This is a genomic window from Campylobacter sp. RM12647 (assembly GCF_020138135.1).
In the GTDB taxonomy this organism is placed as follows: domain Bacteria; phylum Campylobacterota; class Campylobacteria; order Campylobacterales; family Campylobacteraceae; genus Campylobacter_E.
This window is the reverse complement of sequence record NZ_JACGAS010000004.1, coordinates 99,766-115,851: the sequence shown is the minus strand read 5'-3', so window position 1 is coordinate 115,851 and position 16,086 is coordinate 99,766. Positions and strand designations below refer to the sequence as shown.

At 28.0% G+C, this 16,086-nt stretch carries 14 protein-coding genes and 2 tRNA genes; 5 read left to right on the top strand and 11 right to left on the bottom strand.

Annotation, left to right across the window (positions count from 1 at the left end):
• Positions 1-555 precede the first annotated feature (555 nt).
• From AVBRAN12647_RS02955 to AVBRAN12647_RS02940, 4 genes are all read right to left on the bottom strand, one after another.
• Positions 556-1,419 carry a tyrosine-type recombinase/integrase gene (locus AVBRAN12647_RS02955; protein WP_336612378.1) on the bottom strand — a complete coding sequence of 288 codons (864 nt, stop codon included), beginning with the start codon at positions 1,417-1,419 and terminating at the stop codon, positions 556-558.
• A complete protein-coding gene (locus AVBRAN12647_RS02950) occupies positions 1,416-2,786 on the bottom strand; it encodes a rolling circle replication-associated protein (protein WP_336612379.1) in 1,371 nt (456 codons plus the stop codon). Before AVBRAN12647_RS02950 ends, AVBRAN12647_RS02955 begins: the two co-directional genes overlap by 4 nt.
• A 23-nt stretch (positions 2,787-2,809) precedes the next feature.
• Positions 2,810-2,885 (bottom strand) — tRNA-Met (locus AVBRAN12647_RS02945).
• 11 nt (positions 2,886-2,896) lie between these two features.
• Positions 2,897-2,971 (bottom strand) — tRNA-Gln (locus tag AVBRAN12647_RS02940).
• Between the two features lie 152 nt (positions 2,972-3,123).
• Here AVBRAN12647_RS02940 and AVBRAN12647_RS02935 point away from each other — a divergent pair.
• Positions 3,124-4,113: a bifunctional 3,4-dihydroxy-2-butanone 4-phosphate synthase/GTP cyclohydrolase II gene (locus AVBRAN12647_RS02935; protein WP_214117180.1), complete on the top strand. Its 990-nt coding sequence runs from the start codon at positions 3,124-3,126 to the stop codon at positions 4,111-4,113.
• Between the two features lie 55 nt (positions 4,114-4,168).
• Here the strand turns inward: AVBRAN12647_RS02935 and AVBRAN12647_RS02930 are convergent, their stop codons facing one another.
• From AVBRAN12647_RS02930 to glmM, 7 genes are all read right to left on the bottom strand, one after another.
• Positions 4,169-4,462, bottom strand: a complete 294-nt coding sequence (locus tag AVBRAN12647_RS02930; protein ID WP_214117178.1) for a DUF2325 domain-containing protein — start codon at positions 4,460-4,462, stop codon at positions 4,169-4,171.
• Positions 4,463-4,549: 87 nt separating this feature from the next.
• Positions 4,550-5,350 (bottom strand): adenylosuccinate lyase, encoded by an 801-nt coding sequence (locus AVBRAN12647_RS02925; protein ID WP_214117176.1) that lies wholly within the window; start codon positions 5,348-5,350, stop codon positions 4,550-4,552.
• A 121-nt stretch (positions 5,351-5,471) separates the two neighbouring features.
• Positions 5,472-6,782, bottom strand: coding sequence for a C4-dicarboxylate transporter DcuC (gene dcuC, locus AVBRAN12647_RS02920; RefSeq protein WP_214117164.1), 1,311 nt, complete (start codon positions 6,780-6,782; stop codon positions 5,472-5,474).
• A gap of 144 nt (positions 6,783-6,926) precedes the next feature.
• A complete protein-coding gene (locus tag AVBRAN12647_RS02915) occupies positions 6,927-7,658 on the bottom strand; it encodes an IclR family transcriptional regulator (protein ID WP_214117161.1) in 732 nt (243 codons plus the stop codon).
• 160 nt (positions 7,659-7,818) lie between these two features.
• On the bottom strand, positions 7,819-8,262 hold the full coding sequence (gene hemJ, locus AVBRAN12647_RS02910; protein WP_214117160.1) for a protoporphyrinogen oxidase HemJ: 444 nt from the start codon (positions 8,260-8,262) through the stop codon (positions 7,819-7,821).
• A complete protein-coding gene (gene lspA, locus AVBRAN12647_RS02905; protein WP_336608821.1) occupies positions 8,246-8,737 on the bottom strand; it encodes a signal peptidase II in 492 nt (163 codons plus the stop codon). Before lspA ends, hemJ begins: the two co-directional genes overlap by 17 nt.
• On the bottom strand, positions 8,704-10,026 hold the full coding sequence (glmM, locus tag AVBRAN12647_RS02900) for a phosphoglucosamine mutase (RefSeq protein WP_336614670.1): 1,323 nt from the start codon (positions 10,024-10,026) through the stop codon (positions 8,704-8,706). The genes lspA and glmM overlap by 34 nt, the downstream gene beginning before the upstream one ends.
• Before the next feature lie 99 nt (positions 10,027-10,125).
• Here glmM and rpsT point away from each other — a divergent pair, with 99 nt between their 5' ends.
• Genes rpsT through nifJ form a run of 4 tightly spaced genes read left to right on the top strand, consistent with a single transcriptional unit; the run spans position 10,126 to position 15,944 of the window.
• Entirely contained in the window at positions 10,126-10,392 is a 267-nt protein-coding gene (gene rpsT / locus AVBRAN12647_RS02895) for a 30S ribosomal protein S20 (protein ID WP_214117154.1), read from the top strand.
• A 6-nt stretch (positions 10,393-10,398) separates the two neighbouring features.
• Positions 10,399-11,466 carry a peptide chain release factor 1 gene (gene prfA, locus AVBRAN12647_RS02890; protein ID WP_214117152.1) on the top strand — a complete coding sequence of 356 codons (1,068 nt, stop codon included), beginning with the start codon at positions 10,399-10,401 and terminating at the stop codon, positions 11,464-11,466.
• The gene (locus AVBRAN12647_RS02885; RefSeq protein ID WP_214117149.1) at positions 11,463-12,332 is read left to right on the top strand and encodes a hypothetical protein; all 870 of its coding nucleotides are present in this window, start codon (positions 11,463-11,465) and stop codon (positions 12,330-12,332) included. The genes prfA and AVBRAN12647_RS02885 overlap by 4 nt, the downstream gene beginning before the upstream one ends.
• A gap of 60 nt (positions 12,333-12,392) precedes the next feature.
• Entirely contained in the window at positions 12,393-15,944 is a 3,552-nt protein-coding gene (nifJ, locus tag AVBRAN12647_RS02880; RefSeq protein WP_336614669.1) for a pyruvate:ferredoxin (flavodoxin) oxidoreductase, read from the top strand.
• The last annotated feature ends 142 nt before the right edge of the window (positions 15,945-16,086 follow it).

The following is a 16,086-nucleotide window of genomic DNA, read 5'->3' as shown; positions in this document are numbered from 1 at the left end:
GCCATAACTCACGCCCTTTTTTGCATATCTAAATAATTTGTATTAGATTTATCAAACTCTAAGATATAGCTTTGCAAGACTACTAACAATAATTAAGGTTATTTAAAAGCCTAATAAGAAATGGTTATTATTGTTTGAAATGGTTTATAAAAATAAAAAGTATTTTTTGCGTTTATGGTGTTAATGCTAACGCATTAACTTAAGGGGCTACGGCAAAAAGTAACACCTTTTTGCCTATATGGGGGACTCCCCCATACCCCCCCCCACCATAAAGAAATACTAAAGTAATTATGATTAAATAAATATATTTTAAGTTTTTATTAATATAATGGTATCGTTTTAAGTTTCTTACCGCTTGTAATAGGTTAAGGATTTTGAATGGATAAGGTGTTATTAATAATATTAATATTAATAATCCTATCTAGTGAATTACACTAGATAGAAAAATCTTTTTTAAAACAACTTGGCTATATTATAAGTTAGTGCTACTTAATAAGAGCTTAAAACTAGAAATAACTATTACAAGTGGGTGGGTAGCACTAACCACATAAAATACTAAATACTTAAAAATATATTTGTCATAACTTCTTTAGATTGCTTAGTTTGTTGAGTTATATATCGTTTAGTTGTGTTTATATTTGTATGCCCTAAAGTATGCATAACACTTTCAATACTTTGACCTAAATAATTAATACTATAAGTTCCAATTAAGTGCCTTAAATCGTGTATTCTAAACTTGGGTAAATTATAAGTTTTTAAAAACCTTTCCCATAAACGCCTAAAATCACTATAATGTGTTTTTGTTTGTGGGTTTGTAAAAACATAATCATCAAGCTTATAAAAATCGGTGTTATGTAATCTATTTTTTAATCTTTCTGCTAATTCTTCAATTAAATAAAATTTCATTGTTTTTCTAACTTTTGAATGCTCTGAAATTATAGTGTATTCATTATTTTTAAAATCTATATCACGCCATTTAATAAGCCTAATTTCATTAACTCTCCTACCTTGCATAAGAAAAAATAAAAAGTCTGCTAAAGGGTCGTTAAAATCTTTAATACTTCTTATAATTTTCTTTTGAATATCTAAAGAATGATTAAAATAACGCTTATTATCAAATGGCTTGATTTTAACTAATCTGCAAGGATTTTTATTTATTAATTCTAATTGTTCTCCTAGTTTTATAACTTGATTAAGAACGCTTAAAACATTTTTAGCAGTTTTAGGTGCTTTTGTCTGCATTAGCTCATTAATAAAGTTTTGTATTAGGGGGTAATTTATATCCTTACATAGTGTTAAGCCTAATTTATTATTTTTAATATATTTATTATATATAGATATATAACACTTATAAGAATGGTCTGCGATTTGTTCTTTTATTAAAACTAGATACTGATTAAATAAATCTTGAAAAATCATATTATACCCCTTATATGATTTTTGCTATATGGTAAAACACAATAAGAATTATTTTTTTGTTTATGTATAATCTTCTCTTTATTATGATAAAGCTTAGTTATAAATAAGGTTTTTTTAGTATAAAAAAACCTAAAATTATTAATAACTACATCAATAAAAAAAGGTGCTTTTTTAGTGTTAAAATTATATGAAATATAACTAGAACCATATTCAAAGTATTGAATAAACTCATTAAGTTTTATAGGTCTATAAAAGCTTTTTCCAGTATCTGAAAAATATTCATATTCTTTTAGATAATCTTGAAAGTATCCCCCTAGAGTTCTCCATATTTTTAATGGAAAAGATTGGTTATTATTTGTAATAATATTAGAACGAGTAAAACGCCTAACTTTATTTACGATATACCAAGCGTTAATTTTGCTTAATTTACAATTATTTTTTACATCTCTAAAGGTTTTTTGAATATATTTAATAATGTAAGCACTTGAGTTTTTTATACTTATTTGAAAGCCTTGTAATTCTTCATTTTTATTTTGCTCTGTGCCTAAGCCTTTTTTACTTTTATTTTGTGGGGCAGGACAACATTCAATAAATATTTTTTTTAAATACTGAATTAATTCTTTATCATTAGGAATAAACCATAAGCAATGCAAATGTGGAACTCCATTTTTATGTGGTTCAAATACTTTTATATAATCGTGTTTTATATCTTTATATTTATTTAAATACCTATCTCGCATTTTTTTATGTTGGTAATTTAAAACTTTTACTAAATCATTAATACTATAAGAATGCTTTAATGAATATTTATACCTTAAGTCTTTAGGTATTTCGTGATGATTTCTTTCGGCATTAAAGCGACTAAAATCACCATTTAAAAAATCACGATAGCAACCATCAAGAGTAATTGTTAAAAATAAAGGAATGTAATTTCTTAAAACGCCATTAGTATAATTATAATAATCAATTAGATTTTGCATTTCTGAATAATATTTTAAAGAGTGATTTGCACTATATGAAACACTCATTAAATTTTTTTCTTTATTAACTGCAAAAGTTTTTTTATTAATTAAATAAGAATATTTTAAAAATATTTTTTGCTTATGATATTTTTCTAATATTTTTTGATATTCTTTGCAATTTATATTAAAATCTCTATTTTTAGTGTTGAAAAAAGAATAATTATAATTATCTTTGAATTCGTTTTTGATTAAAATATTTGATGAGTTGTTTTTTATTTTTTCTTTAATTAGATTATTTTCGTATAGGTATAATCCATAATTTGACGAGTGAAAAGAACGATAATACATATTATTAAATTCCCTTTTAACATTTATTATCCTTTCTTTTTTAAGATTTTTTTTCATTTATTCCCATTTCCTACTTGAAATGGTTGCGAAAGAGGGATTTGAACCCCCGTCCTTCGGGTTATGAGCCCGACGAGCTAACCACTGCTCTATTTCGCGATAAATAAAAGTGGATGGGGTAAAGGGATTCGAACCCCTGAATGACAGGACCAAAACCTGTTGCCTTACCGCTTGGCGATACCCCAATGCAAATTAAAAGCGTGATTATATATCAAAAAAATATATTTGTCAAGTAAAATTTTTAAAAAAATAATTTTTACTTATTTTTTTGTATTTCTAAACATTTATATATTATTTTTACATACACTTAATTAAAATAATTATTAAAAGGAAAAATATGTCTTTTGTTAGTATAGAAGAAGGTATAAAAGAATTAAAAAAAGGAAATATGTTGATAATGCTAGATGCTGAAGATAGGGAGAATGAAGGTGATTTGATTTTTCCAGCAGAATTTAGCACGCCAGAAAAGGTGAATTTCACATTAACACATGCTAGGGGTGTTGTTTGTGTAGCACTAGATAAAAAAATTGCAGAGCATTTTGAATTACCGCTAATGGTTCCTAAAAATACATCTAATCATGAAACGGCATTTACTATTACGGTAGATATTAAAACGGCAAGTACAGGTGTTAGTTCTAGCGAAAGAGATGCTACTATAAAATTATTTGCAAATAAAAATGCAGTTGCAAGTGATTTTGTAAGACCTGGTCATATTAATCCGTTAATAGCAAAAGATGGCGGTGTATTAGTTAGAACAGGGCATACGGAAGGTACGGTTGATATGTGTAAATTAGCTGGACTTACTCCTGCTTGTGTAATTTGTGAAATTATGAATCCTGATGGAACAATGGCTAGGCGTGATGATTTAATAGAATTTGGCAAAAAGCACAATATAAAATTAGTAACTATTGAAGACTTAATCAAATATAGATTACAAAATGAAAGCTTAGTATCAAAAATTAGTGAAGAAAAAACTAAATTACTATGTAAAGATGTTAAAAAGATTGTATATAAAGATTTTTTAGGAGATATTCACACTATTTTTGCTTTTGCAGGTAAAAATGAAAAAAGTCTGATTAAGTTTTATAAGAGCTCTAAAGATATTAATATTTTAAATGCTACTAAATTAGAAGAAACTTTAAAATCAATAGATGATTTAAGTAAAGAAGGTGGTATGTTAGTATTTATGGAAGGCTTAAAAAGTGATGATAAAAACTATGGCATAGGAGCACAGATTTTAAAAGATTTAGGCATTAATAAGTTTAAATTTTTAGGCAATCAAGAACAATTTGCAGCTTTAAGTGGCTTTGGCTTAATTATTGAATAATTAAAATATTTAGAATTTGAAATTAAATAATTGATTTCAAATTCTATTTTAAAACTTATTTATTTAAACCCAAAACCTTGCAGTATTCACAATACACACAACTAACAGAACGCTTAGCACATACTAAAGGTATATTTCTTTTTTTAGCTTGACTTTTTATTTTTTTCATAGTGTTATGATTTAAAAAACTTGTAAGCATAACAACACAGCCAGTATCTTGTGGAATGCTTTGACGATTTACTCTATTTTCATTTCTAGCATCCCAATGAGTGATTGTTTTTGCACCTAAGTCATGTAAAACTGCTTTAATAGGGGTAATCTCATCTGCACCAATAACCAAAACTGACATAAAACTCTCCTTAAAAATAATTTTGAGTATGATACTCAATTAACCTTTAAAGAAACTGATAATTATTATAAATTTCTAATAATTATATTAACTTACATTTTTATACAATGGTTTTAGGCTTTCATATGCGATATTTATTTCTTCAAATTTTTCTTTTAACACTCTTTTTACTTCTTCACTTTTTTCCGAGTGAAAATCAGGATGATAAACTTTACTTAACTTAAGATATTTATTCCTTACAACATCAAAACTAGCTCCTACTTCCACTCCTAATGTTTTAAAATGTTCTTCTAAAAGCATACAAACATTTAAAAACCTATTGTCTTTTTTCAGCTCATTTTTAATTTCTTTTTTAAATTGCAAATAAGCCAATTCGCTTAGACTAAAGCTTACGCAGTAATTTAAATGCTCGTTACAAGCACATAGTTTATCTAATAAACTTAATGTATTTTCATCTTTATAAGTGATGATAAATTTAGTTTTTAATATTTTTATATCGTGCTCTTTAAAATAATTAGAAAGATAAATTATTAAATTTTTTTCAAGATTTGAGAAATTTAAAATTATATCTTTTCTCATAAAATCAAGCTTACAATTTATCATTGCTTTTAGGCTGTTTACGCTTACTAGATTTAGTTTAAATTTTTTATAATATGCGGTATTTATATTTTGAAGTTGTTCATTATTATATTTTTTATTCAATATTGATAGTAATTTTAAAAAATATCTTCTTTGTGGAATTTCATTTTCAACATAAAATGATATTAATTTGCTTTTCTTTCCGATATTTTGTGAAAAATTTTTATTAATTATTTCTTTCATTTCTTTAAAAAATGAAAAATCTTGAGTATTTATACTAATTGATTCTAAATTCTGTACAACTTGCATTTATAACCTTTATTAAGTTTTTTATAAATAAGCAATTTGTATTCCAAATATAATTGTAGTGATTTTCAAAAGAACTTTTGCAAAAGGAAATAATATTAATTTTCCTTTTGCAATGTAGAATTTAAATAGCGATTAATACATATACTATTGCTGCAATAATTGTTGGTATTGCATTTCTTTTAGCTAGTTCAATTGGATTAACCTTCGCATAAGTAGCACATATAATAGCAGCTCCTGCAATAGGGCTCATACTTCTTCCAAGTCCAGCTACAGCAGTTACAACAGAGCCAAGGTGCATAGGGTCTAGTCCGATATCTGCTGCTTTTATCGTTACAGCTTGATTAAATGCTATTCCGGCAGCATCTCCGCTACCTGTTATTAAGGCTAGGGCAAAAGTTCCAACAGAACCTATGAAAGTTGCAATATTTGGGTTTGATTTCATAAAATCAATTAATTGTTGAACAAATCCCATAGCTTCAAGCCCTGCAACGAATATCCCCGCACAAATAATGATTCCATATACATGTGAAAATCCTTCACCCATACCAGCACAAAATTTCTTCATAACTTCACCAGCTTTTACATCTTTAAAGCAAGTAATAAATGCTAATAATGAGCCAATAATCATTGCATGACCAATGCCAACTTTTGGAACTTTAAGTGCAAAAGTAGCTTCATACCATTCTTTAAAATGCGAATTGCTAAGAACTAAAAGTATAGCAACAGGAACAATTGGAACAATAGCTTTTATAGGATTGATTTTGAAATCTTTATCATCATTGCTTTCATCTTCAAGAACATAACCTTTATATTCTTTTAAAAGTAAGCCAACAATCATCAATCCAAAAGCACAAATTACAGCACTTACTCCAAAATAAAACGCTTCATAATGAATTACTTCCATTACATTTACTTTACTAACTTCAGCGACTATATTTGTCTGATGATAACCAGGGTTTAAGTTTGCGCTTCCATAAGTTCCTAATAAAACGGTTGAAGCAGCAAGTGCAGGATGAACCCCCATTCTCATAAGTAGCGGGATAATAACCGCACCAACAGCAGCAGAGCAACCAGCAGCAGAAGTTACTGAAATATTAATAAATGCAGTGATTAATACAGCTCCAGGAACTAGAAAAATACCTGCATATTTTAATACTTTTGACAAAGCATGAACTAAATGCTTATCGCAAGTTGTAAGCTTTAAAACATAAGCAAAACCCATAGCAGCAACTATTGGTTCAATAATGTTTGCCTTTTTTATCGCTTTAGTAAAAGCTTCTAGTGCGTCCATTGGAGCACCTGCAATAATACATAAAACAACACCACTTGTAAAAAGAACCATTCTTGATTCGTGGCGTTTAATTAAAAGTGTAATAGTAACAATTACTACTATTAACGCTAGTGCAATTTTAAGAATTGCAAAACTTTCCATATTTTCTCCTTAAATTAAGTAATAAAAATTAAAATTAATTTTCATTTATTCTAACTGAAAGTTGTTAATTTGATATAAATTATAAAAATGATAAAGCAATAATTAAAATATATTTAATATAAATATTAAATACTATTAAAATAATTATTGTAATTGCTCTTCTATAATTTTTTTATATTTTAATAATTCTGTTGTTATTAAATCCTTTTTTTCATCATTTATATGAAATTTCAAGATAGTAACACTAATTGCAGCAAATATTTGTTGGTTTTTATAAATAGGCACAGCAAAACAAGAAAAATCATCATCATATTCTCCATATTCATAAGAATAACCTAGATTTTTACAATACTGAATATTGTCGTATAAATCATTTATATTATTGATTGTTCTTGCAGTATTTTGCTCTAGAATTTGTTTTTTGAAAATACTTTTTAATTCATTTAAATTCTTATCAAATAACAATGCTTTACCAAGAGCAGTTGCGTTAGCATTGGCTACATCTCCAGCTTTTGTCTTTAGAATAATTTTTTCATTACCTTCACTTTTATGTAAGTAAATTACTTTTTTACCATTTAAAATCCCTAATTGCACGGCTAATCTTATTTTTTTAGCTAGCTCATCCATATAATAAATTATAATTTTTGTAGATTTCCTTTGTTCTAGTTCTGGATTTAGACAAAAAGATAATTTATAATTTTTATTATCAAAACTTAAATAATCTAATTCACAAAGTGTTTTTAAAATAGGATGAAGAGTTCCCACACTGATTTTACATTCTTTTGAAATTTGTGTTATGTTAAGACCTTCATCACAATTTTTTAAAGTCTCTAAAATTTTAATAACCCTTAAAGTTGGTTGATGTAAAGTATCCAAGATTTTTCCTATTTATGTAAGATATTTTAATATATTAGATATTTCTTAATTATCTCTTAAAATTACAAGTTTTTTAGCTTAGTATTATTATTTAGTTTTTAAAAGAATTTAAACTAATAATATACATTATTGTTTAAATAGGAATATGTTATATTCCTATTTAAAATGGTCTTATAATCATTGCAGTAATTATACCTATCATTATTATAGTAGGCACTTCGTTATAAGCTCTAAAAAATTTACCACTTTTTTTACAAGTATCGTTTTTTAGTTGTTTAAGGTATCTTAAGCAATCAAAATGATAAATCAGTAGTAGAACAACACACAATAATTTAAGATGAAAATAACCAAGTTTCATCAAGGTTGAATTAGCACTAATCATTAAAATTCCAGTAAGTAGTGTAATTATCATAGAAGGTTGTCCTATAAAATAAAACAATTTATCTTCTTGAATTTTTACAACTTCAACAAATTCTTTTTTATGTGAATGTTCTTGATGATATACATAAAGGCGTGGCAAATAAAACAAAGTCGCCATCCAAGAAATAAACGCTAAGTAATGAAGCCATTTTATCCAATCATAATTGTTAGCTAGAAATTCCATTTTTCTTCCTTTTCTTAAAAATTTCTTTTAAAATTATTATAATAACGCCAAGGTTAATACACACATCAGCAATATTAAAAACAGCGAAGTTAAACCAATAATGCCAAGCTATAAAATCAATAACTCCAGGATATAAAAACCTATCATAAACATTGCTTATGCCCCCAGCTAATATGAATGATAGGGCATAATAATTATCGTTTAGGAATTTTTGTTCTTTAATTAAAAGTATTCCAGCAATTATAAGCAACATTATTTGAATATATTTTAGATATTCTTGTAAAAAACTTAGCATTGAAAAAGCAACCCCATCATTAAAAACTAAATAAAAACTAATAGGGGTAAAATGCCATTCATAACCTGCTAAAAATATATTTTTACTAAGTCTATCTAAGATTATTACAATGGCTATTATAAGACTTGAGATGATAATTTTTTTTCTCATACTAGCACACTTTGAAAGTATTTTATACATTCATTTTCCATATTTTTTAAGGTTTTTTCATTTTCACATTCAAGTAATATTCTCATTAAATTTTCAGTTCCTGAATATCTAAATAAATAATTCACATTATTTTTATTTAATTTTTCATATAAGTTATCTATGCCTTCTAATTTATCTAAAGGCTTTTTTTCTGTGATTTTTAGGTTTGTTAAGCTTTGTGGAAATAATTTAATTTCGCTAAAAATCTCGCTAGCTTTTTTATTTAATAATAATTTTGCTACTTGAAGTGCTGCTACTATGCCATCACCAGTTTTTGCGTAATCGCTAAAAATTATATGTCCGCTTTGCTCTCCACCAAAATTATAATTTTTATCTTGCATTGCGTGTAGAATATATTTATCTCCAACATCAGTTGTAACATAAGAAATATCGTGTTTTTTAAGATAATTTAAAAATCCCATATTACTCATTTTACTAATTGCAACACCGCTTAAATTATTATTATCTTTTAAAGCTTTTGCTAAAACCCCTAATAAAATATCTCCATTAATGATTTCTCCGTTTTCATCAACCACAACCAATCTATCAGCATCTCCATCAAAAGCAAACCCAACATCAGCTCTTAATCTTTTTACTTCTTTAGCTAACATATTTGGATGAAGTGCTCCACAATTATCATTAATATTTATTCCATTTGGCTCACAAGCTAATGTTATAACATCAGCTCCTAATTCAGAAAAGACAGCAGGTGCAACCTTATAAGCCGCTCCATTTGCACAATCTAACACAATTCTAAGGTTTTTTAAGGTTGTATCTTTTGGAAAAGAATTTTTAATATGAACTATATATCTACCTATTACATCATCAATTCTTTTTGCAGAGCCGATTTTATCCTTTATTGCAAGATGCGAATTAATTAAATTATCATCATTAAATATTTTATCTATTTCAAATTCTTCGCTTTCGCTTAATTTAAATCCATTAGCATCAAATACTTTAATACCATTATCATAATAAGGATTATGAGAGGCACTTATCATAATAGCAAAATCACATCTTAAATCTTGACTTAAAAAAGCAACAGCAGGTGTAGGCATAGGGCCAATTTGCAATACATTAAAACCTACTGCATTAAGACCACTAACGATTGCATTTTCTATCATATAACCACTTCTTCTAGTATCTTTTCCAACTATTACTTTTTTTGTTAATGCTTTATTTTTAAAAAAAATTCCAATAGCCATAGCAGCTTTAAGAGCTTTAAAAGCACTTAAATCATTACCTGCAAAACCTCTAATTCCATCTGTTCCAAATATCATTTTTTTGCCTTTCAGTATGATTTTAATTTTGAATTAAGATTATTTTAACAAAACTTTACTAAAATCAGTCTTTTAAAAATTTTTACGAAGGAATTTTTTATGGCAAATCATAAATCATCAGAAAAAAGAGCTAGACAAACAATTAAAAAAACTATTAGAAATAGATTCTATAGAACAAGACTTAAAAACATTACTCGTGCAGTTCGTGAAGCAGCAGCAGCTAATGATAATGAAGCGGCAGCAGCAGCTTTAAAAGTAGCTAATAAAAAAATTCACGAAATGGTAAGCCGTGGTTTTATTAAAAAACAAACAGCTTCAAGAAAAGTAAGTCGTTTAGCACTTTTAGTAAATAAAATTGGTGCATAATTTTTAATGCTAGCAAGCAAACTTGAACCTTTCTTAAAACGCTATGAAGAAATTCAAGCGTTTTTAAGTAATATTGAAAATACTACAGATTTAGCAAAAGTTACAGCCTTATCAAAAGAACAAAAAAGTTTAGAAGATATAGTTGAGGTTGCTAAAAAATATTTAAATACGCTAGATTCAATTGAAGAAAATAAAACTTTATTGCAAGATCCTGATTTAGGTGATTTAGCTAAAGAAGAATTAAAAGAATTAGAAGAATTAAAACCTAAATTAGAAGAAGAAATAAAAATACTTTTATTACCAAAAGACCCAAATGATGATAAGAATATTTTCTTAGAAATTAGAGCTGGAACTGGTGGAGATGAAGCTGCTTTATTTGTCGGAGATTTATTTAAAGCTTATGCAAGATATGCTGAAGATAAAAATTATAAAATAGAAGTAGTTAGTCAAAGTGAAGGCAGTGCAGGTGGATTTAAGGAGATTATTTTATTAATTAAAGGTGATAAAGCTTATTCAAGATTAAAATACGAAGGTGGCACACACAGAGTTCAAAGAGTTCCTGCTACAGAATCTCAAGGCAGAGTTCATACAAGTGCTATAACCGTTGCGGTTATGCCTGAAGTAGAAGATAGTGATATTGAAATAAATCCAAATGATTTAAAAATTGATGTAATGAGAAGTAGTGGTCATGGTGGTCAGAGTGTAAATACTACTGATTCTGCAGTTAGAATTACACATATTCCAACAGGTTTAGTTGTTGTTAATCAAGATGGTAAAAGTCAGCATAAAAATAAAGAAAGTGCTTTAAAAGTTTTAAAAGCAAGACTTTATGAAATGCAAGAGCAAGAAAGATTAGCAAAAGAGCGAGAGAGTAGAAAATCTCAAGTTGGAAGTGGAGATAGAAGTGAAAGAATTAGAACTTATAATTATCCACAAAATAGAATAAGTGATCACAGAATAAATCTTACTTTACACAGATTAGACATAATTATGCAAGATGGTTTATTAGATGAAATCATTGAACCACTAATAGCTCACTATCAATCAGAGGCTTTAAACGAAGCTAATTTATGAAAAAAATAATTTTAAGCATACTTGTTGTTGTATTAACAACTAGTGTGTTTTTGTATGATAATTATCAACAAGAACAAAGAAATATAATCAAGCAAAAACAAGAAATAGATTATCTAGTAAAATTACTTGAAAAATTATATATAGCAGCTAAGGTGGAATGTTCAAGTTATACTGAATGTTTTATAGAAAATGGAGTTTTTAAATATTTTAAATTCTCTAATATTTATATTAAAAACAGAGTTGCATTTTATAATTTTTTACAATTACTTGAAAAGGATTTTAAAGATTTAAAATACTCTTTTATAGAAAAGAATAATTTAGAATATTATTTTGATAAAAATAAATATTATTTTGATGATACTAGCTTGTTTAATATGAGTTCAGAATTTGAATTTAATGTTGATAATCTGAAGTTTAATGACAATGTAAAAGATGATTTAGCATTTTTATCTTGGTATTTAAATAAAACTGCTTATAAATCTATTCTTGATATGTTAAATGATATTAGTATAGATTTTAGAGTAAAATATAGCGTTGTAAATAACGCAATTGATTATTCTAAAATAGCGACTAATTTACAAATCAATCTTTCAAATACAAGTAAAATTAGTTTTAAAATAAGAAATAAAAAAATTGAGTTTAAGATTGAAAATTTTGATTTAATTAAAATTATTTTTATAGAATTTAAAGAAATCATAAAACCATTTTTAAAAAATAATGAAAATATTATATTTTTTGAAAGTTTATTTACTCATTATGATGAAATAATTAACCCTAAAATTAAATCAGTAACTTTTTTGATTGACAATATTTACAATACTAAAAATGTCCTATTTTCTAGCACTTACAAACTTGAATCAAATTAACATTTATTTATAAGCTTTGAGTAAAATTGAAACACAAATTCTATAAAAAAGGAAAAAATTATGGCAAAAGTTATGAAAACAATGGATGGTAACGAAGCCGCTGCATATGCTGCCTATGCGTTCACAGAAGTCGCAGGAATTTATCCTATTACTCCAAGTTCACCTATGGCTGATTATACAGATATTTGGGCTTCTCAAGGAAAGAAAAATATTTTTGGAATGCCTGTAAAAATTGTTGAAATGCAAAGTGAAGCAGGTGCTGCTGGTAGCGTTCATGGTTCGTTACAAGCTGGTGCATTAACTACAACTTATACAGCTTCTCAAGGTTTATTACTTAAAATCCCAAATATGTATAAAATCGCAGGTCAAATGCTTCCTGGTGTTATACATGTTGCTGCTCGTGCAATTGCTGCTCAAGCTTTATCAATTTTTGGTGATCATCAAGATATTTACGCAGCTCGTCAAACAGGTTTTGCAATGCTATGTTCAAATAGCGTTCAGCAAGCTATGGATTTAGCTGGTGTTGCTCATCTTAGTGCTATTAAAGGAAGAGTTCCATTTATGCATTTCTTTGATGGATTTAGAACATCTCATGAAATTCAAAAAATTGAAGTAATGGACTATGAAGTATTTAAAAGATTAATTGATATGGATGCAGTTCAAGCATTCCGTGATACCTGTTTAAATCCTGAACATCCAAAAACTCGTGGAACAGCGCAAAACGATGATATATATTTTCAAACTCGTGAGTTAGCTAATAAATTTTATGATGCTTTACCTGATGTAGTAGCTGATTATATGAAAGAGATTTCAAAAGTTACAGGTAGAACTTATAAACCATTTGTATATTATGGTGCTGCTGATGCTACTCGTGTAATTGTTGCTATGGGTAGTGTAAATGAAGCTTTAACTGAAGTGGTTGATTATCTAAACAAAAAAGGCGAAAAAGTTGGTGTTATGATGGTTCATTTATATAGACCATTTAGCTTAAAATATTTCTTTGAAGAAATGCCAAAATCAGTTAAAAAGATTGCAGTTTTAGATAGAACAAAAGAACCAGGTAGTATAGGCGAGCCTTTATATCTTGATATAAAAGCTGCATATTATGATAAAGAAAATGCACCTTTAATTGTAGGTGGTAGATATGGTCTTAGTTCAAAAGATGTTGACCCTGCACAATTACTTGCAGTATATGAGAATTTAAATCAAGAAAAACCAAAAAATAATTTTACAATTGGAATTAATGATGATGTAACTCATCTTTCATTACCACTAGGCAAAAAGATTTCATTAGGGGATGAAAGCACAACTGAATGTTTATTCTACGGACTTGGTGCTGATGGAACGGTAGGTGCAAATAAAAACTCAATTAAAATTATTGGGGATAAAACTGATTTATATGCACAAGCATATTTTGCTTATGATAGTAAAAAATCAGGTGGATATACAAGAAGCCATTTAAGATTTTCTAAAAAGCCAATAACTTCAACTTATTTAGTAAGTACCCCACATTTTATTGCTTGTAGTGTTGCTGCATATTTAGATATTTATGATGTTTTAGCAGGTATTAGAGAAAATGGAACTTTCTTACTAAACTCAATTTGGGACGAACAAACTACAATTGAAAAAATTCCTAATAAAGTTAAAAAAGTTCTAGCTGAAAAAAATGTGAATTTTTATATCATAAATGCTACAAAACTTGCTCGTGATATAGGACTAGGTAATAGAACAAATACAATTATGCAAAGTGCATTCTTTAAATTAGCAAAAATTATTGATTATGAAGATGCTCAAAAATATATGAAAGAATTTGCATATAAAAGCTATGTTAAAAAGGGCGAAGCAGTAGTTGAGATGAACTATAAAGCTATTGATATTGGAGCACAAGGTTTAGTAAAAGTTACTGTTGATCCAGCTTGGGCTAATTTAGTAATAGATGAGAAAAAAGCTGGTGATAAATACATAGGAACTGCTTTTGTTGAAAATATAGTTAAACCTATGAACGCTGCAAAAGGTGATGATTTACCAGTGTCAGCATTTATTGGATATGAAGATGGTAGTTTTGAGCATGGAACTACACAATATGAAAAGCGTGGTGTTGGTGTTATGGTTCCTAAATGGATTGAAGCAAATTGTATTCAATGTAACCAATGCGCATCAGTTTGCCCACATGCAGTAATACGCCCATTCTTAATTAATGATGAAGAAATGGCAAATGCTCCAGCAGGCGTGAAAGAACATTCAATTGATGCTAAAGGTGTAAAAGGCGAAAGTCTTAAATTTAAAATTCAAGTTTCAACATTAGATTGTACAGGTTGTGAGTTATGTGTAACTGAATGTCCAAGTAAAGAAAAATCACTTGTTATGGTTCCACTTGAAGAAGAGCTAGAAAAAGGCGAACAAGATAATGCTGATTACTTATTCCATAAAGTTACTTATAAAGATAATTTTATAGCAAAAGATACTACAAAAGGTGCTCAATTTGCACAACCATTATTTGAATTCCACGGAGCATGTCCAGGTTGTGGTGAAACTCCATATATTACATTAGTTACTAGAATGTTTGGTGAGAGAATGATGATTGCGAATGCAACAGGTTGTAGCTCAATTTATGGTGGTTCAGCACCTTCTACTCCATATCGCAAAAATGATAAAGGTTTTGGACCTGCTTGGGGTAACTCATTATTTGAAGATAATGCTGAGTTTGGTATGGGTATGAGAGTTGCTACCGAGACAATTCGCCATAGAATTGAAGATATTATGATTAATACAAAAGATAAAGCTCCAAATGCAATTGCAGCTCTTTATGGCGAATGGTTGGCTAATAAGAAAAATGCTGATATAACAGCAGATGTTAGAGATAGACTAATTCCATTATTAGAACAACACGCAGAGCTTGAAGGTGCTAAAGAAATTTTAGGTCTAAAAAGCTATGTAGCTAAAAAATCTCAATGGATTTTTGGTGGTGATGGCTGGGCTTATGATATTGGTTATGGTGGGCTTGACCATGTTTTAGCTAGTGGAGAAGATGTGAATGTATTAGTAATGGATACTGAAGTTTATTCAAATACAGGCGGACAAGCTTCAAAATCAACTAGAACAGGTGCAGTAGCACAATTTGCTGCAAGTGGTAAGCCAAGTCAGAAAAAAGACTTAGGACAAATTGCTATGACTTATGGAAATATTTTCGTAGCTCAAGTAAATTCAAATGCAAATTATGCTCATTTTATTAAAGCACTAATCGCAGCAGAAGCTTACGATGGACCAAGCTTAATCATTTGCTATAGCCCTTGTATAGCTCACGGAATTAAAGGTGGAATGGGTGCTAGTGGTGATCACGCAGAAATCGCAACTAAGTGTGGTTATTGGCCAATTTACACATTTGATCCAAGATTAGAAGCAGAGGGTAAAAATCCATTAAAAATTGCTTCAAAAGAACCTGATTGGAATTTATATGAAGAGTTCTTAATGGCAGAAGTTCGTTATAACTCACTAAAAAAAGGAAATCCAAAAGAAGCAGCAGAACTATATGCTCGCAACAAAGCAGATGCACAAAGACGCTATAGACAATTAAAGCGTTTAGCAGCAGCTGATTATAGCGTTTCTGAATAATCTCAAGCCCTTTTTAGGGCTTGATTATTTTATGACTCAAATAGAATTTAAAACATTAATATAATTTTTTAATAACTAGTGAATTATTAATCATATTAATCTTTTTATGAAGAAATAAGAAACATTATTGACGCTTATAAAA

What these genes read in the sequence shown, in the direction of transcription:
- AVBRAN12647_RS02955 (WP_336612378.1), bottom strand. Translation starts at nt 1,419, where the DNA reads ATGATTTTTCAAGATTTATTTAATCAGTATCTAGTTTTAATAAAAGAA.
- rpsT (WP_214117154.1), top strand. Translation starts at nt 10,126, where the DNA reads ATGGCAAATCATAAATCATCAGAAAAAAGAGCTAGACAAACAATTAAA.
- glmM (WP_336614670.1), bottom strand. Translation starts at nt 10,026, where the DNA reads ATGATATTTGGAACAGATGGAATTAGAGGTTTTGCAGGTAATGATTTA.
- AVBRAN12647_RS02925 (WP_214117176.1), bottom strand. Translation starts at nt 5,350, where the DNA reads ATGCAAGTTGTACAGAATTTAGAATCAATTAGTATAAATACTCAAGAT.
- dcuC (WP_214117164.1), bottom strand. Translation starts at nt 6,782, where the DNA reads ATGGAAAGTTTTGCAATTCTTAAAATTGCACTAGCGTTAATAGTAGTA.
- AVBRAN12647_RS02935 (WP_214117180.1), top strand. Translation starts at nt 3,124, where the DNA reads ATGTCTTTTGTTAGTATAGAAGAAGGTATAAAAGAATTAAAAAAAGGA.
- hemJ (WP_214117160.1), bottom strand. Translation starts at nt 8,262, where the DNA reads ATGGAATTTCTAGCTAACAATTATGATTGGATAAAATGGCTTCATTAC.
- prfA (WP_214117152.1), top strand. Translation starts at nt 10,399, where the DNA reads ATGCTAGCAAGCAAACTTGAACCTTTCTTAAAACGCTATGAAGAAATT.
- AVBRAN12647_RS02885 (WP_214117149.1), top strand. Translation starts at nt 11,463, where the DNA reads ATGAAAAAAATAATTTTAAGCATACTTGTTGTTGTATTAACAACTAGT.
- AVBRAN12647_RS02950 (WP_336612379.1), bottom strand. Translation starts at nt 2,786, where the DNA reads ATGAAAAAAAATCTTAAAAAAGAAAGGATAATAAATGTTAAAAGGGAA.
- nifJ (WP_336614669.1), top strand. Translation starts at nt 12,393, where the DNA reads ATGGCAAAAGTTATGAAAACAATGGATGGTAACGAAGCCGCTGCATAT.
- lspA (WP_336608821.1), bottom strand. Translation starts at nt 8,737, where the DNA reads ATGTATAAAATACTTTCAAAGTGTGCTAGTATGAGAAAAAAAATTATC.
- AVBRAN12647_RS02930 (WP_214117178.1), bottom strand. Translation starts at nt 4,462, where the DNA reads ATGTCAGTTTTGGTTATTGGTGCAGATGAGATTACCCCTATTAAAGCA.